This window comes from Catellatospora aurea (assembly GCF_042663325.1).
Taxonomy (GTDB): Bacteria; Actinomycetota; Actinomycetes; order Mycobacteriales; family Micromonosporaceae; genus Catellatospora; species Catellatospora aurea.
The window spans coordinates 82,435-101,980 of sequence record NZ_JBHTAC010000025.1 but is presented as its reverse complement, the minus strand read 5'-3'; the positions used below and the strand labels follow the sequence as shown (position 1 = coordinate 101,980).

Annotated in this window: 19 protein-coding genes and 1 pseudogene; 6 read left to right on the top strand and 14 right to left on the bottom strand. The window is 72.0% G+C overall.

The window, feature by feature from the left end; all coding sequences use genetic code 11:
• The first annotated feature begins 437 nt into the window (after positions 1–437).
• Positions 438–2,063 (top strand): glycoside hydrolase family 43 protein, encoded by a 1,626-nt coding sequence (locus ACFQO7_RS23240; RefSeq protein ID WP_376808333.1) that lies wholly within the window; start codon positions 438–440, stop codon positions 2,061–2,063.
• 71 nt (positions 2,064–2,134) lie between these two features.
• On the opposite strand, the gene ACFQO7_RS23235 is transcribed toward ACFQO7_RS23240, so the two are convergent.
• A complete protein-coding gene (locus tag ACFQO7_RS23235; RefSeq protein ID WP_376808332.1) occupies positions 2,135–2,728 on the bottom strand; it encodes a pentapeptide repeat-containing protein in 594 nt (197 codons plus the stop codon).
• Positions 2,729–2,737: 9 nt separating this feature from the next.
• Positions 2,738–4,003, bottom strand: coding sequence for an MFS transporter (locus ACFQO7_RS23230; RefSeq protein ID WP_376808331.1), 1,266 nt, complete (start codon positions 4,001–4,003; stop codon positions 2,738–2,740).
• Between the two features lie 143 nt (positions 4,004–4,146).
• Here ACFQO7_RS23230 and ACFQO7_RS23225 point away from each other — a divergent pair, with 143 nt between their 5' ends.
• On the top strand, positions 4,147–4,713 hold the full coding sequence (locus ACFQO7_RS23225) for a DUF4352 domain-containing protein (protein WP_376808330.1): 567 nt from the start codon (positions 4,147–4,149) through the stop codon (positions 4,711–4,713).
• Here the strand turns inward: ACFQO7_RS23225 and ACFQO7_RS23220 are convergent.
• From ACFQO7_RS23220 to ACFQO7_RS23210, 3 genes and pseudogenes are all read right to left on the bottom strand, one after another.
• Positions 4,698–5,228, bottom strand: coding sequence for a pyridoxamine 5'-phosphate oxidase family protein (locus ACFQO7_RS23220; protein WP_376808329.1), 531 nt, complete (start codon positions 5,226–5,228; stop codon positions 4,698–4,700). The two genes, ACFQO7_RS23225 and ACFQO7_RS23220, sit on opposite strands and share 16 nt — an antisense overlap.
• A 217-nt stretch (positions 5,229–5,445) precedes the next feature.
• On the bottom strand, positions 5,446–5,607 hold the full coding sequence (locus tag ACFQO7_RS23215; protein ID WP_376808339.1) for a hypothetical protein: 162 nt from the start codon (positions 5,605–5,607) through the stop codon (positions 5,446–5,448).
• Positions 5,608–5,696: 89 nt separating this feature from the next.
• A pseudogene (locus tag ACFQO7_RS23210) lies at positions 5,697–5,963 on the bottom strand (cadmium resistance transporter); the annotation flags it as partial.
• Positions 5,964–6,174: 211 nt separating this feature from the next.
• On the opposite strand from ACFQO7_RS23210, the gene ACFQO7_RS23205 reads away from it, so the two are divergent.
• Entirely contained in the window at positions 6,175–8,133 is a 1,959-nt protein-coding gene (locus ACFQO7_RS23205) for a proprotein convertase P-domain-containing protein (protein WP_465252387.1), read from the top strand.
• A gap of 175 nt (positions 8,134–8,308) precedes the next feature.
• Here ACFQO7_RS23205 and ACFQO7_RS23200 read toward each other — a convergent pair whose 3' ends face one another.
• From ACFQO7_RS23200 to ACFQO7_RS23180, 5 genes are all read right to left on the bottom strand, one after another.
• On the bottom strand, positions 8,309–8,896 hold the full coding sequence (locus tag ACFQO7_RS23200) for a GTP-binding protein (protein WP_376808328.1): 588 nt from the start codon (positions 8,894–8,896) through the stop codon (positions 8,309–8,311).
• A complete protein-coding gene (locus ACFQO7_RS23195) occupies positions 8,877–9,284 on the bottom strand; it encodes a DUF742 domain-containing protein (RefSeq protein ID WP_376808327.1) in 408 nt (135 codons plus the stop codon). The genes ACFQO7_RS23200 and ACFQO7_RS23195 overlap by 20 nt, the downstream gene beginning before the upstream one ends.
• Positions 9,281–9,688 (bottom strand): roadblock/LC7 domain-containing protein, encoded by a 408-nt coding sequence (locus ACFQO7_RS23190; RefSeq protein ID WP_203692483.1) that lies wholly within the window; start codon positions 9,686–9,688, stop codon positions 9,281–9,283. Before ACFQO7_RS23190 ends, ACFQO7_RS23195 begins: the two co-directional genes overlap by 4 nt.
• Before the next feature lie 2 nt (positions 9,689–9,690).
• Positions 9,691–12,438, bottom strand: a complete 2,748-nt coding sequence (locus tag ACFQO7_RS23185) for a sensor histidine kinase (RefSeq protein WP_376808326.1) — start codon at positions 12,436–12,438, stop codon at positions 9,691–9,693.
• Between the two features lie 171 nt (positions 12,439–12,609).
• The gene (locus ACFQO7_RS23180; RefSeq protein ID WP_376808325.1) at positions 12,610–13,848 is read right to left on the bottom strand and encodes a M20 metallopeptidase family protein; all 1,239 of its coding nucleotides are present in this window, start codon (positions 13,846–13,848) and stop codon (positions 12,610–12,612) included.
• Between the two features lie 195 nt (positions 13,849–14,043).
• Here ACFQO7_RS23180 and ACFQO7_RS23175 point away from each other — a divergent pair, with 195 nt between their 5' ends.
• Entirely contained in the window at positions 14,044–14,526 is a 483-nt protein-coding gene (locus ACFQO7_RS23175; RefSeq protein WP_360531459.1) for a cation:proton antiporter regulatory subunit, read from the top strand.
• Positions 14,527–14,531: 5 nt separating this feature from the next.
• Complete coding sequence (locus ACFQO7_RS23170; RefSeq protein WP_376808324.1) at positions 14,532–15,782, top strand: cation:proton antiporter; 1,251 nt, start codon at positions 14,532–14,534, stop codon at positions 15,780–15,782.
• A gap of 141 nt (positions 15,783–15,923) precedes the next feature.
• Here the strand turns inward: ACFQO7_RS23170 and ACFQO7_RS23165 are convergent, their stop codons facing one another.
• From ACFQO7_RS23165 to ACFQO7_RS23150, 4 genes are all read right to left on the bottom strand, one after another.
• Entirely contained in the window at positions 15,924–16,439 is a 516-nt protein-coding gene (locus ACFQO7_RS23165; protein ID WP_376808323.1) for a DinB family protein, read from the bottom strand.
• A gap of 221 nt (positions 16,440–16,660) precedes the next feature.
• Positions 16,661–16,876 carry a hypothetical protein gene (locus tag ACFQO7_RS23160; protein WP_360531468.1) on the bottom strand — a complete coding sequence of 72 codons (216 nt, stop codon included), beginning with the start codon at positions 16,874–16,876 and terminating at the stop codon, positions 16,661–16,663.
• Positions 16,876–17,199, bottom strand: coding sequence for an ArsR/SmtB family transcription factor (locus ACFQO7_RS23155; RefSeq protein WP_376808322.1), 324 nt, complete (start codon positions 17,197–17,199; stop codon positions 16,876–16,878). The genes ACFQO7_RS23160 and ACFQO7_RS23155 overlap by 1 nt, the downstream gene beginning before the upstream one ends.
• Positions 17,200–17,302: 103 nt before the next feature.
• On the bottom strand, positions 17,303–18,103 hold the full coding sequence (locus ACFQO7_RS23150) for a helix-turn-helix domain-containing protein (protein ID WP_376808321.1): 801 nt from the start codon (positions 18,101–18,103) through the stop codon (positions 17,303–17,305).
• A 105-nt stretch (positions 18,104–18,208) separates the two neighbouring features.
• Between ACFQO7_RS23150 and ACFQO7_RS23145 the strand changes: the two genes are divergently transcribed.
• Entirely contained in the window at positions 18,209–19,474 is a 1,266-nt protein-coding gene (locus ACFQO7_RS23145; RefSeq protein WP_376808337.1) for an alpha-L-fucosidase, read from the top strand.
• Positions 19,475–19,546: the final 72 nt, after the last annotated feature.

Sequence of the window (19,546 nt, the reverse complement as noted above, 5' to 3'; positions counted from 1 at the left end):
CCGGCAGCATCGGCTCGGTGTTCTGAATGTGCCACCAGTTGATGGTCTGCGGACCGTCGGGCGTGGTCGGTTCGTCGCCGCCGCAGGCGCTGAGCAGGTAGGCGCCGGCGCCTGCACCGGCGATGCCCAGCAGCGTTCTACGGGAGAGGTGCGCTGTCATGAGGCGTCCCTTCGCGATACAAATCAGGTGCTCGGGTATGCCGAACGAGTCGGCGGGAGGTGCCCGGAGCCGGCCCGAAAGTTTCTGCCCGGGGGCCGGTATTTTCGCTTGATGGCGCGCACGTTACGACGTGTCTACACGGTAGGTCAAGGGCTGTCGCATCTCGGTCCGAACCGTTACCGTGAGCGAGAATCCCGCCATCCTCGGACCTGATATTCCGGTCTGTTTCCGGAAGATCGGCGGGCGACCGGCCGTCAGGCGCTGCAGAGGAGAACACATGTCGACGGAGATCGCAGACGTGGCCACCGCCGCCCGGTCGATCCGCAACCCCGTCCTGCCCGGGTTCCACCCCGACCCCTCGATCCTGCGCGTCGGCGACGACTACTACCTCGCCACCTCCACCTTCGAGTGGTACCCCGGCGTCCGCGTCCACCACTCCCGCGACCTCGTCCACTGGCGCCCCATCGGCGGCATCGTCACCGAACGCCGACTGCTCGACCTACGCGGCTGCGGCGACTCCAACGGCATCTGGGCACCCGACCTCACCTGGCACGACGGACTCTTCCACCTCGTCTACAGCGACGTCGCCAGCTTCGCCAGCGGCTACTGGGACCCCCAGAACTACCTCACCACCGCCCCCGACATCACCGGCCCCTGGTCCGACCCCGTGCGGCTGCACGCCCACGGGTTCGACGCGTCGCTGTTCCACGACGAGGACGGCACGACCTGGCTGCTCAACATGAGCGCCGACTGGCGGCCGGGCCGCAATCGCTTCGGCGGCATCGAGATCCAGCAGTACGACCGCGAGCAGCGGCGCCTGGTCGGCGAGCGGCGCATCATCTTCACCGGCACTCCGGCCGGTCTGACCGAGGGCCCGCACCTGTACCGCCACGACGGCTGGTACTGGCTGGTCACCGCCGAGGGCGGCACCAGCTGGGACCACCAGGTGACGGTGGCGCGTTCGCGGGACCTGTTCGGTCCGTACGAGGTGGATCCGGCCGGGCCGCTGCTGACCTCGGTCGGACGGCCCGACCTCACCCTGCAGAAGGCCGGACACGGCAGCCTGGTCCGGACCCAGCACGGCGACTGGTACCTCGCCCACCTGGCCGCCCGCCCGTACACCCCGCTCGGCAACTGCGTGCTCGGCCGCGAGACCGCCATCCAGAAAGTCGACTGGACCCCCGGCGGCTGGCCGGCCGTCCCCGGCGGCATCCCCGCCGACGAGATCACCGCACCCGGCCTGCCGGAGCACCCGTGGCCCGCCGAACCCGCCACCGACCACTTCGACGCGACCGAACTCGGCACCGCCTGGTCGACGCTGCGCCGTCCGGCCACGCCGGACTGGGTGGACCTGCGTTCGCGGCCCTCGCACCTGCGCGTGTACGGGGGGCAGTCGCCGGTCGGCAAGCAGACCCCCAGCCTGGTCGCCCGCCGCGTCGGCGCGACCCACTGCTCCCTGGAGACCGTCGTCGAGTTCGACCCGGCCGATCACCGGCAGCTCGCCGGGATCACCGGCTACTACAACACCCAGAACTGGTACTACGCGTACCTGACCCGGGCCGACGACGGCCGCCGCCTGCTGGAGGTGCTCAGCTCGAACAGCGGCAAGCGCACCGCCCACCCGGAGCTGTCCGTCGACGTGACCGGGGTGGACCGGGTCGGCCTGAAGGTGGTATTCGACGGTCCGGCGCTGCGGTTCGCGTACCACACGGGGGTCGGCTGGCAGGAGATCCCGGCGACGTTCGACGCGACGATCCTGTCCGACGAGCACGCCGCCCGCGAGGTCGACGGCGAGCCCGCCGCCTGGGGCTTCACCGGCGCGTTCCTCGGCCTCTGGGTCCAGGACCTCGGCGCCGACGGCGCGTACGCCGACTACGACCACGCCACCTACCTGGAGCCCTGACCGCTCCCCCACCCGCAGGCGAAGGAAGGGCACCTTCATAACGGACGTCCGTGTAGAAGGTGCCCTTCCTATCAGCCGATGCGGAGGCCGAGGGACTGCGCGATGGTGATGGCCTGGGCGGCGTCGACGACGGCGTCGCGGAGTTCGACCTCGTTGGGGTGCAGGGCGGTGAGGTCGCTGCCGCGCAGGTCGCAGCGGTTGAGTTTGGCCTTGGCCAGGTGCGCGCCGGACAGGTCCACCGCCGTGATCGTCGCGCCGTCGCACAGGGCGGAGGTCAGGTCGGCCTCGCGCATGCGTACGCCGGAGAAGGTGACCCCGCGCAGGTCGGCGTCGGACAGGTTGACGAACGACCAGTCGCCGCCGGTCACCCGCAGCGGCCGCAGCGTGCACTGCTCGAACACGCTGCCGGTCAGCTTGCAGCCGGTGAACTCGGCCTCGAACAGGTTGCAGCGCAGGAACCGGCAGCGCAGGAACGCGCTGTCGGCGTGCCGGGAGGCGTTGAACTTGACGTTGCCGAACACGCACTCCTCGAACACGGCGTTCCGGCTGGACAGCTCGGTCATGTCGACGTCACGGAAGGTGCAGCGCAGGAAGTGCCGCTCCACCAGCTCGTCGCCGTACCAGTCCTCGCCGGAGAAGCTCGCGTCCTCTGTCCCCTCAGCCATCCGGCCAGCCTATGCCGCTACGGGAGCCGGCGGCACGACGGCCTGCGGAACCGGTTCCGGGGCGCGCATACGGCGGACCGCCGGGACGGCGAACAGGGCCAGCGCGGCGAGCACGCCCACCAGCGTCATGGTGTACAGCGTCGGGCGCAGGCCGAACTGCTGCGCGACCGGACCGGCGACGGCCAGCCCCAGCGGCATCAGGCCCGCGGTCAGCAGGTAGTCGTAGGAGCTGACCCGCGACAGCGCCGCCTGCGGCACGTTGGCCTGCAGCGACGTCTCCCACATCGTGAACGCCAGCGCCACCGCGACCCCGGTGACGGCCTCCAGTGCGGCGATCACCGGGACGGTCGGACCGGCCCCGATGATCAGTGCCTGGCAGGACGCGACGGCCAGCGCCGCGGCGGCGACGATCAGCGGACGGCCGATGCGCACGCGAAGCGCGATCACGTCGCCGACGACGGAGCCGACACCGAACGCCGCCACGACCACCGACCAGGCCGCCGCGCCGCCGAACTCCTGCTCGGACAGCACCGGCCCGAGCACGAACACCGACGGCAGCACCACCACGTGATACACCGACAGCGTGGCGAGCATCGACCAGACCCAGGTCCGCGACACGACCTCGGTGAAGCCCTCGCGCAGCTGGGCGAAGAAGCCGCCCTGCGGAGCGTCCGCGGGGTCCGCGGCGCGCGGCTTGAGCCGGGCCAGGAACGCGGCGCTGACCGCGAAGCTCAGCGCGTCGAGGGCGATCGCCCCGCCCGGCCCGACCAGAAAGATCAGGCCGCCTGCCAGCGCCGGTCCGGCGACCAGGCCGGTCGACATCACCAGGCCGCGCAGCGCGTTGGCCTCCTGCAGCCGCTCCGGGCCGACGATCAGCGGCATCAGACCGCCGGCCGCCGGTGCGAAGAAGGCGTCGGCGGTGCCGAACACCGCCATCAGCACGACCAGCTGCCACACCTGCGCCGTGCCCGTCAGCAGCAGCGTCGCCACCATGGCCTGGCTCACGAAGCGGACCAGATCGGAGACGAGCATCACCCGCTGCCGGGGCAGCCGGTCCGCCCATACGCCACCGGCCAGCGCGAACACCAGGAACGGGATGAACGTGGCCGCGCTGACCAGGCCCACGTCGGCGGCGTCCGCACCGGGGATGGACAACACGGCGAACGGCATGATGACCATGCTGATCCGGTCGCCGACCATGGACAGCGCCTGGCCGTAGAAGTAGCGGGCGAACTGGCGTTCCTCGCGCAGCACGGCCGGCAGCAGCGACCTCATGACTACCCTCTTCTCAGCTTTCGAGGACGGGCGGAAGCGGCCGCGTTCCTGCTGGTGACAGCCCAGGCTAGGAGGCCGGGCGGTCGCCCGGCAACGCATTTCCGGCGGTCGACCCCGGCCGGTACGCGGTCTACGATGCGACGATGCCGTCCCCTCGACCTGGCCTGCGCCGCCCGGTGCTCGGCGTCACGCTGGTGCTCGCCGCCGCCGTCGGCCTGGCCTGCGGGGTCAAGCCGCAGCAGTCGAACGTCACCGGCGAGGGCACCCCGGCCGCGTCCGCGCCGGCCGCTTCGCCGGAGTCCGCGCCGACGGCGAAGCTCGGCCAGAGCATCGAGACCAGTGGCGGGCTGGGCGACAACCGGGTGGCGTACACGGTCAGCAGGCTGACCCGGCACACGGTCGCGCCGGACAGCGCGCTGGTGCGGCCGAAGAAGGGCGTGTTCGTCGCGATCACGGTCGAGGTGAAGGTGAGCGCGGGCAAGACGTACGCCTGCTTCTGCGACTTCGCGCTGGTCGCCGCGGACGGCACGCTGTTCGAGCCGGTGCTGCCGTTCGGCTTCGACAGCGGCATGCAGTCGGTCACCCTCAACACCGGGGAGAAGGCGGGCGGGGTGGTCGTGTTCGACGTGCCGAAGGACGCCGCCGACGGGCTGCGGGTGCAGTTGCGGCCCGACATCACCAACGACGTGCGCGGCTACTGGACTGCCTGAACGTCTTTGCGCCGCCAGAACTGGCGCGGGGCGTAGCCGTCGCGGCGCAGCCAGTGCTCGGTGTACACGATGCGCTCCGCCTCGACGACCACCAGCGGACCCGCCGGCGGCTCGGCCAGCGGTCGGGACCGCTCGACGTGGTCGCTCTGCCAGCGGAAGGCCTCCCAGTGGTGGTCGAACTCCGCGTCGCCGGGCTCCAGCGTCCGCGCCCTGCCGAACAGCTGCGCGCCCCGGCTGCTGGCCTGCCCGACCAGCGGCGCGAACACGCCGACGGAGATCCGGGGGTCGGCGGCGAGGTTGCGCATCTTCGGCGAGGTCGCCATGGCCGTGAACATCACCGCGAAGTCGAGGTGGTAGTAGCGCACCGGGGTGGCCAGCGGGCCGTCCGGGCCGGCGGTGGCCAGCACGCACATGTTCTGCGCGGACAGCAGGTTGAGGATGCGCTCTTCGAGCCGTTCGCGCGGCAGCCGCCGGGTCGGCGACGGCCCGGCCAGCCAGGGGTTCGTCACAGCCATGATCGAGTCTCGCACGGCCGCGTGCGGTGGCAGGACATGGGTGCGGCCGCATTTGCTCTGCACCCAAAAGCTTGCTCTGCACCCGCGGACGCAACAGCACCGACCCGTTGCGCCGATGGGTGCAGAGCAAGGGAATGGGTGCAGAGCAAATGCGCTGCGGGAGGTATCCCCTTCGGCCGCGCCGCGGCGGCCGGGTCGTACCGCGCCAGGAATCGAGTCAGACGCCGAAGAACAATGGCGACTCCAGGATGATCAGCAGGCCGATGGCGATGAAGACGGCCGGAACCAGCCAGTGGCCATGGCGCTCGATGAAGGCCACGACGCGGGGGTGCGCGCCGAGCCAGGCCGCGGCGGCGCACCAGACAGCGACGAGGGCCAGGAAGACGGCGATGGTGACGAGGCGTCGGTGACGCCGATGGTGCGGAACACGGGTGTGTAGACGGCAATGTTGTCGGCGCCGTTGGCGACGGTGAGCCCGGCGACGGCCGTCGCGGTGGTGGCCACAGCCGGCGGCGGGCCGCCGTCGCCGCGGGAGCGCAGCGTGTGGGTCAGGGCGCGGACGCCGAGCAGCAGCGGGATGAGGCCGAGCAGGCCGATCCAGCGGTCGGGCACCACGGTCAGGCCGGCGGCGGCCAGCGCGGATGCGCCGACCAGGGCGGCGATGCCGGCGTACTGGCCGGTCCAGATCTCCCAGCGGCGCGGGCGGCCGGTGGTGCGGCTGCTCAGGAACAGCACGGTGAGCACGATCAGGTCGTCGACGTTGGTGCCCGCGAACAGCGCGACGGCGGCGGCGACGGTTCCGGCCAGGTGATCCACGACCGGTAGCCTACGGCGACCCGCGCCCGGCCCCAGCGTGTCGGGTTCCACCTATTCAAATCTATCTACTTGACGTTCTATCCTCCTCAAGACCGGCAACCCCGGCGCACTCGACCCCGAGGAGTACGGCGTGAGAAGAAACCCCATCATCCGCGGCATTCTCGTCTTGTCCATGGCACTGGCCGGAGCCGTTGCCATCCCGGCCGCCCCTGCCGTCGCCCTGGCCCCGCCCGACATCTCGCTCACCGACATCCGCACCCACCTGCAGCAGTTCCAGACGATCGCGAGCAGCAACGGCGGCAACCGCCGTTCCAACACCGCGGGCTACACCGCGTCGGTGAACTACGTGTTCAACGCGCTGACCGCGGCCGGGTACAGCGTCGTCAAGCAGAACTGCACCTCGGGCTGCACCAGCGGCGCCGGGCCGAACATCATCGCGGACTGGCCGGGCGGCGACACCAACCAGGTGCTCATGCTCGGCGCGCACCTCGACGGCGTGTCCGCCGGGCCGGGCATCAACGACAACGCCTCGGGCTCCTCGATGCTGCTGGAGCTGGCCCTGACGCTGGCCGAGCAGAACCCGACCATGGTCAAGCACGTGCGCTTCGGCTGGTGGACCGACGAGGAGCAGGGCCTGAACGGGTCCGAGTTCTACGTCAACTCCCTGTCGTCGGCCGACCGCGCGAAGTTCACCGGGTACCTGAACTTCGACATGATCGCCTCCACCAACGGCGGCTACTTCATCAACCGCATCACGTCCAGCCTCGGCCAGACCATCAAGGCGTACTACGACGCGAACTTCCCGGGCCTGGCCCCGGAGGAGAACGTCGAGGGCGCGGGGCGGTCCGACGACGCGTCGTTCAACTCCGCCGGCATCCAGACCAGCGGCATCGCCGCCGGCGCGAGCGCCAACAAGACCTCGGCGCAGGTCACCAAGTGGGGCGGCACGACCGGGGACTACGACCCCTGCTACCACGCCTCGTGCGACACGTTCCCGAGCAACATCAACGACACGGTGCTGAACCGGGCCGCCGACGCGGCCGCGTACGCGGTGTGGACGCTCGCCGTGGGCACGCCCGCGGGCAACGACTTCTCGATGGCGGCCAGTCCCGCCTCCGGCAGCACCACGGCCGGCGGCTCGGTGACCTCCACCATCGGCACCACGGTCACCAACGGCAGCGCCCAGTCGGTCGCCCTGTCCGCGTCCGGCCTGCCCAGCGGGGCGACCGCGACGTTCAGCCCGGCGACGATCACCTCGGGCGGCTCGTCGACACTGACGATCGCGACCAGTGCGAGCACGCCGGTCGGCACGTACACGGTGACCGTCACCGGCACCGGCACCTCGGCGACCCGGACCACGACGTTCTCGCTGACGATCGCCGGGCCGCCCGGCTGCTCGGCCACCAACCCGACCGATGTCACCATCATCGACCAGGGCACCGTGGAGTCGTCGATCGCGATCACCGGCTGCACCGGCAACGCGGGTTCGGCGAGCACGGTCGAGGTGCACATCGTGCACACGTACGTCGGTGACCTGATCGTGAGCCTGGTCGCGCCCGACGGCACGCTCTACACGCTGCGCAACAAGACCGGCGGCAGCGCGGACAACATCGACCAGACGTTCACCGTCAACCTGTCGAGCGAGGTCGCCAACGGCACCTGGAAGCTGCGGGTGCAGGACGCGGGCCCGTCGGACGTCGGGTACATCAACAGCTGGACGCTGAACCTGGGCGGGGCGCTCCCGCCGGGCTGCGGCGGCACCAACGCCACCGACGTGACCATCGTGGACCTGGGCACCGTCAACAGCCCGATCACCGTCTCGGGCTGCACCGGCAACGCCTCGTCGACGTCGACCGCCGAGGTGCACATCGTGCACACGTACAAGGGCGACCTGGTGGTGACCCTGGTGGCCCCGGACGGCAGCACGTACGTGCTGCACAACCGGAGCGGCGGCAGCACGGACAACATCGACCAGACCTACACCGTCAACCTGTCGACCGAGGTGCGCAACGGCACCTGGAACCTGCGGGTCCAGGACGCCGCCTCGAACGACGTGGGCTACGTCAACAGCTGGACGCTGACCCTGTGACCGGCTGACCGGAACTCCGCTGCCCCGGGCCCGCACCGCCCGGGGCAGCGGCGCCCTCCGACGGGGAACGGCGTCACCCCCCAGGCGCCGCCGTCCCCCGTCACCGCGGGCGTCACGGGTGTCTGCCCGGCGCGCCGCCCCTCCTGCGGCACGGCGGGCAGCTCCCCGCGCCGTCCTAGCCCACGGCGTGTGCCCCCTGTGCCATCACCTGCTCCAGCAGGGTGACCAGGACTTCCTTGACCGACTCGCGGCGTCGCGCGTCGCACAGCCGCACCGGCACGTGCGGGTCGAGGTTGAGCGCCTGCTCGACCTCCTGCACCTGGTACACCCGCGCCCCGTCGAAGCAGTTGACCGCCACCACGAACGGGGTGCCGCGCTGCTCGAAGTAGTCGATGGAGCCGAACGCGTCCTCCAGCCGCCGGGTGTCGGCCAGCACCACCGCGCCGATCGCGCCGTACGCCAGCTCGTCCCAGACGAACATGAACCGCTCCTGCCCGGGCGTGCCGAACAGGTAGAGCACCATGTCGTCGTTGATGGTGATCCGGCCGAAGTCGAGCGCGACCGTGGTGGTGGACTTGGTCTCCACGCCGGCGGTGTCGTCCACGCCGATGCTCTCGTCGGTCAGCAGCTCCTCGGTGAGCAGCGGCGAGATCTCGCTGACCGCACCGACCAGCGTGGTCTTGCCGACGCCGAACCCGCCCGCGACCAGGATCTTGAAGGCGGCCGGGATGCCGCCCTCGTCGTCATAGGGCTCGGATGCCATCGATGACCGCCTTGAGAATGTCCGCGCTGGGGAGCTGGTTGACGTTGACGGGGGCGCGCCGCCGGACGAGCCGGCGTTCGAGCAGGTCGCTGAGCAGCACGCGCACCGTTCCGGCCGGCAGCCGCAGGTACGAGGCGATCTCCGCGACCGACACGGGGCGCTGGCACACCGCCATGATCTCGGCGTACACCGAACCCAGCCCGCCGTCGGAGGGCAGGGTGGGCCGGGTGGCCACGACGACCGCGATCAGGTCGAGGTCGCCGTGGCGCGGGCGGGTCCGGCCGGAGGTCATCGCGTACGGGCGGATCAGCGGCCCGGCCTCGTCGTCGACCCACAGCAGCCCGTCGCCGGGCATGCCGTCTGGTTGCAACGGCTGTGCCACGTTCACGGGTGGCTGCCGCGCGCCGGTGCGGTCAGGTACTGGCCCACCCGCACCACGAGCATCGCCATCTCGTAGGCCACCAGGCCCGCGTCGGCGTCCTTGCCCGCGACCACGGCCAGGCAGGCGCCGTTGCCCGCGGCCGTGACGAACAGGAAACCGCTGTCCATCTCGATGATCGCCTGGCGGGCCTTGCCCTTGCCGAAGCGCCGTCCCGCCCCGCGGGCCAGGCCGAACAGGCTCGCCGCGACGGCGGCGAGGTGCTCGGCGTCCTCCCGGCTCAGCTCCGCGGACGCGGCCATGAGCAGGCCGTCGGCGGACAGCACGATGGCCTTCTGGGCCTGCGCCACCCGTTCGACGAAATCGTCGGCGAGCCAGGCCAGGTCGGACGCTGCTCTCGTCTTCTGCTCCACGGTCATTCCCCTCCGCCTTGCCCTTCCTCGTGCCGCGGCGCTGTGCACGGGCTCGGCCGTCGCGGCAGTGCGGGCCGGTCCTCGGGCTCCGGCTCGGGCTCGCCCAGGCCGGGTTCGGTGGCGATCTGTTCGGCGGCGAGCCGGCCGCGCCGGCTGCCCTGCTGGTAGGCCGCGATCAGGCTGTAGACCTGGGACGCCGGGCGCTCGCCGGGTCCCGCGACGACGTCGCCGGACACCGGTTGCTGCGGTGCTCCCGCGGTCAGCCGTAACTCGACTCCCGGCGGCGACTCCGGCGGATCCGCCTCCACCCGTACGGACTCGGCCCGCTGCTCGGCCAGGGGCACCGCGGGCACGGCCGGTCGGGCCCGCACCGGCAGGCCCGACGGGGTGTAGACCGTGCCCTCGACCGGGCCACGCGGGGCGGGCACCACGCTGTCGACGGCCAGGACGGCGTCCGAGGTGGAGCCGTTGACCCGGGCGGCGATGGCGGTGGTGGCGGTGGTGGCGGCGGCTGCGGTCGCGGCGACGGCGGGCGCGGGAACGGCGGTCGGGCCGGTCGCGGGCGGCGCGGTCTCGTCCCCTGCCACCGGGTCGGCGGGAGCCTTCCCCGCGGGTGCCGCGGAAACCGGCACGCTGGGCGGCACGGCCGTGGCCGGCTCGCCCGCGGCAGGGACGGCCGCCACCGGCTCGCGCTGCGGCCGCTCGGCCGCGGGGCGGGGCGTGCGCACCGGCAGCGCGCCCGCGGGCTGCGCCGACAGGGAGGCGCGGCGGTCGCCGTCGTCGTCGGCGCTGACCCCGAGTTCGGCCACCGGCTGCGGCGGCGTGCCGGTGACGAGGCGGTGCTCGCCGCTGTCGTGGCCGGGCACGGGCGTCCAGGCGTCCGAGACCAGGCTCGACGGCAGCAGCACGATCGCTGTGGTGCCGCCGCCCGGCGAGGGCTGCAGCCGGACCTTGACGTGGTGGCGCTCGGCGAGCCGGCCGACGACGTACAGGCCGAGCCGGGGCGTGCCGGTGAGCAGGAACTCGGCGGGTTCGTGCAGCTGCGCATTGGCCTGTTCCAGGTCGGCGGCGGTCATTCCCAGGCCGTGGTCCTCGATCTCGATCACGTATCCGGCGCCCACCGCGGAGCCGCCGACGTTGACCAGGGTGTGCCGGGGCGAGAAGGCCAGCGCGTTCTCCATCAGCTCGGCCAGCAGGTGCACCACGTCGCCGACGGCGTGCCCGGCGAGCCCGGCGGCCTCGCTGGACAGCACGTTGACCCGCGGATACTCCTCGACCTCGGCGACCGCGGCGCGGATCACGTCGACGACGGGGATGGTGCGCCGCCAGCCGCGTCCGGGCACCGCCCCGGCGAGCACGATCAGGTTCTCGGCGTTGCGGCGCATGCGGGTGGCCAGGTGGTCGACCCGGAACAGCTCGTCGAGTTCGGCGGCGTCGGTGGCCCGGCGTTCCATCGCGTCGAGCATGGTGAGCTGGCGGTGCACCAGGGTCTGGCTGCGCCGGGCCAGGCTCAGGAACAGGTCGCGCACACTGCGGCGCAGCTCGGCCTGCTCGACGGTGGCCCGGATCGCGGTCTCCTGGACGGCGTTGAACGCCTGGCCGACCTGGCCGATCTCGTCGTCGCCGAAGGCCAGCGGGGGCGCTTCGGCGATGACGTCGACCTCCTCGCCGGCCCGCAGCCGCTGCACCACCCGGGGCAGCCGTTCACCGGCCAGCTCGTCGGCCGCGTCGCGCAGCCGCCGCAGCTGGGTCACGATGGCCCGCGCGGTGGTGATCGACAGCACGATGGAGGCGACGACGGCGATGAGGCCGAGGCCGGCGGCCAGCACCAGCCGCACGATGACCAGGATGGTCGGGCCTTTCGCGCGGGCGATGGTCGCCTCGGCGAGGTCGATGTCGAGCTGTGCGAGCGCGGTCAGCGCCGGGTCGAACGCGGTCCGCCAGTCGGCGGCGGTGACCGGCGGCGCCTCGTTCGGCCGGGCCCGGGCGACGATCAGGTCCTCGATCTCGGTCAGCCGGGTCAGCGCGGGGCCTTCCAGCACGGGGTCGTAGATGGCGGTGTCGTCGGGCAGGCCCTCCAGGCCGATGGCGCGGATGTTGCGCTGCGCGCCGACGAGCTGGGCGAACTCGGCCGCGTCGGTGGCGGAGAAGCGGCCCGCGGCGAGCACGCCCGACATCAGCGCGTCCTCCTGCGACAGCAGCTCCCGGCCCCGGGACATGATCAGCAGGTGGCTGAGCTGGTCGTTGATGGCCTGGTCGTCGAAGCTGGCGATGGTCGCGAAGATGCGGTATCCGGCGCCGATGGTCTCGGTGTAGTAGGCCACCGCGGCACTGCGCTCGCCGATGCGCTGGTCGACGTCGGCGCGCACGGGGCCCAGTCCGTCGAGCATCCGGCCCAGGTCGGCGACGTTGCGCTCGGCGATGGGCGTGGCGGCCCAGCCGGCGGTGGTGCCGCGTACCGATTCGCGGAAGCGCGCCGCGGCGGCGTCGGTGGCGGCCCGGGAGGTGGCCAGCTCGGCGCGGTGGGCGCTGTCGTCGGCGGCCAGCACGACGGCGGAGATGCGGCGCTCGGCCTGCAGCGCGGCGACCAGGGAGTCGGTGGGGCGGCCCACCTCCTGGTCGAGCGTGCTGATCCAGAAGAGGTTGAGGCCCTCGCGCATGGTCACGAACGCGGCGAACGCCCACAGCGCGGCGAGGGAGGCCAGCAGGAAGGCGATCTTCGCGCGTAGGTTCGAGGTCCGGGAGCTCATCACATACCCACCGACGCTAGAGGGCCGACCGCGGCGGTCCGCGCCTGTCGGTGCTATGACCGCCACGCAAGGTGACTGACATCCAGCACTCAACACGACGCGGCCGCCCCGGCGTCGCACCCCCTGTGCGACACGTCCGGACAGGTGCGAAAAGCTCCTATGCAGAACGTCCTAACGCGACAGACGCCGCCAGGCGAGCTCGGCGAGCAGCACCGCCCCGTCGGGCACCACCGCGTCGTCGTAGCGGGCCTCGGGCGCGTGGTTGAGCGGCGCGGTCATCGGGTCGAGGTCGGGCGGGCAGGCGCCCAGGTAGACGAACGCTCCGGGCACCCTCTCCAGCACGTACGACATGTCCTCGGCACCCGCCACCGGATTGGCCGTCCACGCGAAGCGGTCCTCGCCGAACAGCTCCGCGGCGGTGCGCGCGGCGAACTCGGCCTCGCCGCCGTCGTTCATCGTCACCGGGTAGCCGGGCACGTAATCGGCGTCGGCGGTCAGGCCGTGCGCGGCGGCGATGCCGTGCACCACATCCAGCACGCCCCGGCGCACCCGTTCGCGGGTGGCCGGTGAGAACGAGCGCAGCGTCGCGCCGAACTCGGCCTGCGCCGGGATGACGTTCTCGACGGTGCCGGCGTGGAAGGTGCCGACCGTGATGACAGCGGGGTCGAAGATGTCGATGCCGCGGGTGACGAAGGTCTGCAGCGCGGTCACCATCTCGCACGCGGCGGGGATGGGGTCCTTGGCGAACTGGGGCGCGGACCCGTGGCCGCCCGCGCCGCGCACGGTCACCTTCAGCGTGTCCGCGGCCGCCAGCATCGGCCCGCGCCGGGTGGAGAAGCGCCCGAACGGCTCCAGCGCCGACAGCGCGTGCAGGCAGTACGCCGCGACCGGGTGCTCGCCCGCGGCCTCCAGCAGGCCCTCGGCGATCATCGGCTCGGCTCCGCCGGGGCCCTCCTCACCGGGCTGGAACATGAAGATCACGCTGCCGGGCAGCCGGTCGCGCACCCCGCACAGCAGCCGGGCCGCGCCGGCCAGCATCGCCACGTGCAGGTCGTGCCCGCAGGCGTGCATGGCGCCGTCGACCTCGGAGGCGTACTCCAGCCCGGTCAGCTCGGTGACCGGCAGCGCGTCCATGTCGCCGCGCAACAGCACCACCGGCCCGGGAAGCGCGCCCCGCAGCACCGCGACCACCGAACTGAGCGAGCGGCCGGTGGTGATCTCCAGTGGCAGCCCGTCGAGGGCCTGGAGCACGGCGGCCTGGGTGTGCGGGAGACGCAGGCCGATCTCGGGGTGGCGGTGCACGGCCCGGCGGAGCGCGATCAGGTCCGCGGCGTGGTCCTGCACCGCGGCGCGGAATCCGGAGTCGGCGGGCGTGGCGTCGGCGGTGGCGGGCGAGGCGAGGGTCGACATGGCGGCACGTTATCCGAACCGGGCCGCCTGCGACAGACCTCACACCCGGTCACCCGTCAAGCAGGCTTGAAGTAGACATGAACTGACCTGCGGCTATGCCGACCTCGACTTGGTAACGGGCTACCTGGTAGTAGACCAGTTACCTATCAGTTCGGTAGGGTTACCTCAGTCGATCACGCACAGGAGGTTTGCGCCTTGGACGTCGAGAAGACCGCGTTACCGGGCATCGGGCTGCGGCACGAGTTCCAAACCCAACGGGGACAGCACGCGGCCGTGGTGTCGCACGTCTCGGGACGGCGGGACATCGTGATCTACCACCCTGATGATCCTGATACCGCCGTCGCGACGTTGTCGCTCAACACCGACGAGGCCAACGGCATCGCCGAGCTGCTGGGCACCTCCCGCATCGTGGAGCGGCTGGCCGATCTGCGCCGCCAGGTCGTCGGCCTGCTGACCGTGCAGGTGCCGGTCATCGCCGGCTCGCCGTTCGACGGGCGCAGCCTCGGCGACACCCAGGCCCGCACCCGGACCGGCGCGTCCATCGTCGCGGTCATCCGCGGCGGCGAGATCCTCGCCAGCCCCCGCCCCGACTTCGTGTTCCAGCCCGGCGACCTCGCCGTCGCGGTGGGCACGGCCGAGGGCACCGCCGCCGTCACCGACATCCTCAACAACGGCTGACGCGTATGCACGGAGCCCTCGTACTGATCGAAATCGGCGCGGTCATCCTCGCCCTGGGCCTGCTCGGCGCGGTGTCGCTGCGGGTCGGCATCTCCCCCATCCCCCTCTACCTGCTCGCCGGTCTCGCCTTCGGCAAGGGCGGCCTGCTGCCCATCGACGAGGCGGGCGAGTTCGCCGCGACCGGCGCCGAGATCGGCGTCATCCTGCTGCTGTTCACCATGGGCCTGGAGTACACCGCGCCCGAACTGGTCAGCACGCTGCGCCACAACGCCCCGGCGGGCCTGGTCGACCTGGTGCTGAACTCGGCGCCCGGTGTCATCGTCGCGCTGATCCTGGGCTGGGGCCCGGTGGCGGCCGTCGCGCTGGGCGGCATCACGTACGTCACCTCGTCCGGCATCACCGCGAAGGTCCTGTCCGACCTGAACTGGCTGGGCAACCGCGAAGTGCCCATCGTGCTGTCGCTGCTGGTCTTCGAAGACCTGACCATGGCGATGTACCTGCCGATCCTGACCGCGATGCTGGCCGGCGCGAGCTTCGCCACCGGCCTGACCACGCTGGGCATCGCGGGCCTCACCATCACGGTCATCCTCGTCGTCGCGCTGAAGTTCGGCCGGTACGTGGAGAAGTTCGTCGCCTCGCCCAGCTCGGAGGTGCTGCTGCTCAAGGTGCTGGGCCTGACCGTGCTGGTCGCGGGCATCGCCCAGGAGCTGCAGGTCTCCGCCGCGGTGGGCGCGTTCCTGGTCGGCATCGCGCTGTCCGGGCCGCTCGCGCACACCGCCCGGGAACTGCTCACGCCCCTGCGGGACGTGTTCGCGGCGGTGTTCTTCGTCTTCTTCGGCCTGCAGACCGACCCGACGGCGCTGCCGCCGGTCGCCGGCATCGCCATCCTGCTGGCGCTGGCGGGCATCGCGACGAAGATGGCCACCGGCTGGTGGGCCGCCAAACGGGCGCACATCAGCGTCGCGGGCCGGCTGCGCGCGGGCGTGGCGCTGCTGCCGCGCGGCGAGTTCAACATCGTCATCGCCGGGCTGGCCGTCGCGGCGGGCATCGAACCGCAGCTCGGCCCACTGGCCGCGGCGTACGTGCTGATGCTGGCCGTGCTCGGCCCGCTCACCGCCCGCGGCGTCGAGCCGCTGATCAACCGGATCAGCCGCCGTCGCCGCACCACCGAACCGGCCGCCGCCGCGCACCCCGAGCGCGTCGAACTCCCCTCCCAGCGGGGCCCCGACCCCGACGCCTCCCCCGCCCAGGCCTGACCGCCCCGGCAACCCGGCGGCACGACCCGCCTTCTCACAGACGTTGGCCTATCTCATCGACTCCGAACCCGGAATTTTCGATGAGATGGGCCGACGTCGTTCTCAAGCGCGGCGCGGCTGGGCGGGACGAGGCAGGGGCGGTCACTCCCACAGGTAGGCGTGCCAGGGGCCGACCTCGGCGGTGTAGCGGGTGGCCAGGGCCTGGGTGACCTGGCCCAGGTGGACGTGGTCGTGGGTGGTCCAGGTGGCCAGCAGCTGGCCGAGGGTGACCGGGCCGAAGGCCGGATGGGTGCCTTCCCGGTCGAGGTCGTCGGCGGTCAGCTCGAAGCCGCGCAGCGCGGCGAGGTTCTCCGCGCGCAGGGTGCGGAACAGGTCGAGCAGTTCGGCGGTGGAGCGGTCGGCCGCGATCGCGACGTGGCCGTCGCGGTCGAACGGAGTGAACGGCACCGACGTGCCGTGGTCGAGGATGATGCGGGCCCGCGGGATCCAGTCGGTGCGCTCGCCGTGGATGAAATGGCCGAGCACGTCGTGCGCGCTCCACTCGCCCTCGGCCGGCCGCTGCCGCGTCCATCCGTCGTCCAGATCACCGAGCAGGGCGTCGAGCACATCGGGCGTACGGCTCAGCGCGGCGATCGCGTCAGTCAGCTGGAACGTCATGGTGATCAGACTAGGGCGATCGAACCCGGTCCCGCAGTTCTGCCCGGTAGGCAGGTGCGGCCGCCGCCCCGCACTCCGCTGCCCCCGGGTCTCCCCCGCCGAGCAGGGCGTGACACGCACCAAGACCACTCGACTTGCCAGGCACATGGGCGAATGCGCGCTCAAGATACGCACAGGTGCCCGGCAAGTCGGACGATCATGGGCGGTTGCCGCCAGCGGCGTCAGTCGACCGAGGCCAGCACCTTCTCGATCTTCGCGACGCGGGCCTGGAGGTCGGTCAGCTGGGCGGCGATCGCGGTCAGCTGGTCTGCGCCCGGCGACAGTGCCGCCTTGGCCTTCGCGTTCTGCTGGCGGTGCCAGAGCACCATGCCGATCACCGCGATGACCAGCATGCCGACGGTCCAGATCGTGCCCATGCTCATGGCGTACGAGTCCATCAGCTGTCTCCTTCCACGGTGGTGAGCGTGCGCGCGGCGAGCGCGATGCTCTGCGGGGTGAGCGTCACGGTGAACGGCACCGTGTCGTAGTACTTCATGGCCTTGCCGTCGGCGGACAGCTCGAACGCGGCGGTCACCAGGCCCGCCGCCTCCAGCTTGGCCAGGTGCAGCTGCAGCAGCGGCCGGCTGATGCCCAGCTCGCGGGCCAGCGCGCTCACGTAGTTGCGCCCGTGCGCCAGTGCGGCGATGACGCGCATGCGGTGCGGGTTGGCCAGTGTCGCCAGGATCCGTGCCAGTTCGTCGCCACTGTGCGACATCTCCATCGGTCCTCCTAGCTCCAACTTTCACCTGCAAGAAAAAACTAGCACGTGCCCGCAAGAGCTGTCGATCGCTTCCTGACGGAGCAGCAGACGATCTTGGGGGAGATCAGCGCGCGGCGCGTAGCGCTCGCGGGGATAGGCCAAACTCGCGGCGGCAGGCCTTGTTGAAGGCCTGGAGATCGGCTATGCCGACGGAGGCGGCGACGGCGGGGATGGAAAGTGTCGAGCGGCGCAGCAGGTGCTCGGCGCGGGCCAGCCGGCGGCGGCGCAGGTACCCCACCACGGTGTCGCCGGTCTCGGCCCGGAACAGCCGGGTCAGGTGGTTGTGCGACACGCCCGCGTGCCGGGCGACGTCCGGCACCGACACCGGCTCGGCCAGCCGCGCCTCCAGGTACGCCATCGCCGCGGCGACCGCCGGGTGCGGCCCGCCGGATCGCCTGTCGGGTTCGGTGCGCGGCAGTTGGGCGACGCGCCACAGCACCGCCCACACCTCCGCCGCCGCCTGCGCGGGCCGGCGCGGCGCGGCCGCCACCGCCAGGCGCAGCATCGCCGACAGCGCCGCGGTCTGCGCCCCCGCGTCCTGCATCACCGGCACCGGCAGCGGTGTCCCGGCGCGCGGCAGGCGCAGGTGGGCGTACAGGTGCTCGGAGCGCCCTCGGTAGTCGAACCGCACCTCGACCCCCGGCGGGACCAGGCTGACGTGCCCCGGACGGATCGGGTGGGCGACCCCGCCGACCGTGAGCTCGCCGTGGTAGCCGTACAGGTGCAGCTGCCACAGCTCGGGCAGCAGGAACGACTCGCGGGCCACCGTGGTGCCGTGCACGCCCACCCCGATGTTCGCCACCTGCGGCGGGCCGTCCAGGCGCACGCGCACGCTCCGGCCGCCGGGCTCCAGCAGCGCCGTCATGGTGAAAACGTACCAGCGATGGTGAGCAGAACCCACGCGCTGCCAGGCGATCCGGCCCTAGCCTTACCCACCGTCGACCAGAAAGACAGGAGCACCACCGTGGCCATGCAGCCCTGGTTCGCCGAGGCCAAGCTCGGCATCTTCCTCCACTGGGGGATCTACGCCGTCGACGGCACCCTGGAGTCGTGGGCCTTCTACGCCGGCGAGGTCCCGCACGAGCAGTACATGCGCCAGCAGGCCGGTTTCGCGGGCGAGAACTACGACCCGAAGGCGTGGGCGGAGCTGTTCGCCAGGGTCGGCGCCCGCTACGCGGTGCTCACCGCCCGCCACCACGACGGCATCGCGCTCTGGGACTCCGCCCAGGGCGGCCGCAACGTCGTCGAGCACACCCCGGCCGGGCGCGACCTGATCGGCCCGTACGCGCAGGCGCTACGCGAGCGCGGCCTCAAGGTGGGCCTCTACTACTCGCACTCGGACTGGAACCACCCCGACTACGCCTCGGTGCGCAGCCAGGGCGAGGCCCAGCACGTCAACGACAGCGAGTGGGTCGCGCCGCAGGACGGCAGGCCCGACGACCCGGCGGCCTGGACGCGCTACCTGTCCTACCGCGACGGACAGGTTGGCGAGCTGATCGACCGCTACCGCCCGGACCTGCTCTGGTTCGACGGCGAGTGGGAGCGCAGCGAGCAGCAGTGGCGGATGCGGGAGCTGTCCGAGCAGATCCTGGCCGCCGAGCCGGACACCGTCCTCAACGCGCGGATGATGTCCTACGGTGACTACGCCACCCCGGAACAGGGCATCCCGATGCAGGCGCCGGACGGGCCGTGGGAGCTGTGCCTGACCGTCAACGACTCGTGGGGCTACCGCCACGGCGACACCAACCACAAGACCGTGGCCCAGCTGGTGCGCTACTTCACCGAGACCATCGGCATGGGCGGCAACCTGCTGCTCGACGTCGGCCCGCGAGCCGACGGCACCATCCCCGCCGAGCAGGTCGAGCGGCTGGAGGGCCTGGGCGCGTGGATCGCGCGCCACGAGGCGGCCGTGTTCGGCACCGTCGCGGGCCTGCCCGCAGGCCACCACTACGGCCCGAGCACGTCGTCCCCCGACCGCCGCACCGTGCACCTGGTGGTGTTCGGCGCACCGGGCGAGCACATCGCGGTCAAGGGTCTGCGCACGCCGGTGAAGCGGGCGTACGTGCTGGGCACGGGCGCCGAGCTCGGCCGCCGGGTGACCGGCGGGCTCGGCGAAGTGCCCGGCGTGACCTGGATCGACGCGCCGGACTCGGCGGACCTCGACCCGCACGCCACCGTGGTCACCCTGGAACTCGACGGCGAGCTGGACCTCTACCGCGGCACGGGTCGCGACTGAGCGAAGGTGTACGCAACCCCCCGCGGCCGTGCCGGTGTCAGTCGCGCCCGCACCGCCGCGGGCACCCGCCGG

Coding starts and splice junctions, on each gene's coding strand:
- ACFQO7_RS23240 (WP_376808333.1), top strand. CDS start 438: ATGTCGACGGAGATCGCAGACGTGGCCACCGCCGCCCGGTCGATCCGC.
- ACFQO7_RS23235 (WP_376808332.1), bottom strand. CDS start 2,728: ATGGCTGAGGGGACAGAGGACGCGAGCTTCTCCGGCGAGGACTGGTAC.
- ACFQO7_RS23230 (WP_376808331.1), bottom strand. CDS start 4,003: ATGAGGTCGCTGCTGCCGGCCGTGCTGCGCGAGGAACGCCAGTTCGCC.
- ACFQO7_RS23225 (WP_376808330.1), top strand. CDS start 4,147: ATGCCGTCCCCTCGACCTGGCCTGCGCCGCCCGGTGCTCGGCGTCACG.
- ACFQO7_RS23220 (WP_376808329.1), bottom strand. CDS start 5,228: ATGGCTGTGACGAACCCCTGGCTGGCCGGGCCGTCGCCGACCCGGCGG.
- ACFQO7_RS23200 (WP_376808328.1), bottom strand. CDS start 8,896: ATGGCATCCGAGCCCTATGACGACGAGGGCGGCATCCCGGCCGCCTTC.
- ACFQO7_RS23185 (WP_376808326.1), bottom strand. CDS start 12,438: ATGAGCTCCCGGACCTCGAACCTACGCGCGAAGATCGCCTTCCTGCTG.
- ACFQO7_RS23180 (WP_376808325.1), bottom strand. CDS start 13,848: ATGTCGACCCTCGCCTCGCCCGCCACCGCCGACGCCACGCCCGCCGAC.
- ACFQO7_RS23170 (WP_376808324.1), top strand. CDS start 14,532: ATGCACGGAGCCCTCGTACTGATCGAAATCGGCGCGGTCATCCTCGCC.
- ACFQO7_RS23165 (WP_376808323.1), bottom strand. CDS start 16,439: ATGACGTTCCAGCTGACTGACGCGATCGCCGCGCTGAGCCGTACGCCC.
- ACFQO7_RS23160 (WP_360531468.1), bottom strand. CDS start 16,876: ATGGACTCGTACGCCATGAGCATGGGCACGATCTGGACCGTCGGCATG.
- ACFQO7_RS23155 (WP_376808322.1), bottom strand. CDS start 17,199: ATGGAGATGTCGCACAGTGGCGACGAACTGGCACGGATCCTGGCGACA.
- ACFQO7_RS23150 (WP_376808321.1), bottom strand. CDS start 18,103: ATGACGGCGCTGCTGGAGCCCGGCGGCCGGAGCGTGCGCGTGCGCCTG.
- ACFQO7_RS23145 (WP_376808337.1), top strand. CDS start 18,209: ATGCAGCCCTGGTTCGCCGAGGCCAAGCTCGGCATCTTCCTCCACTGG.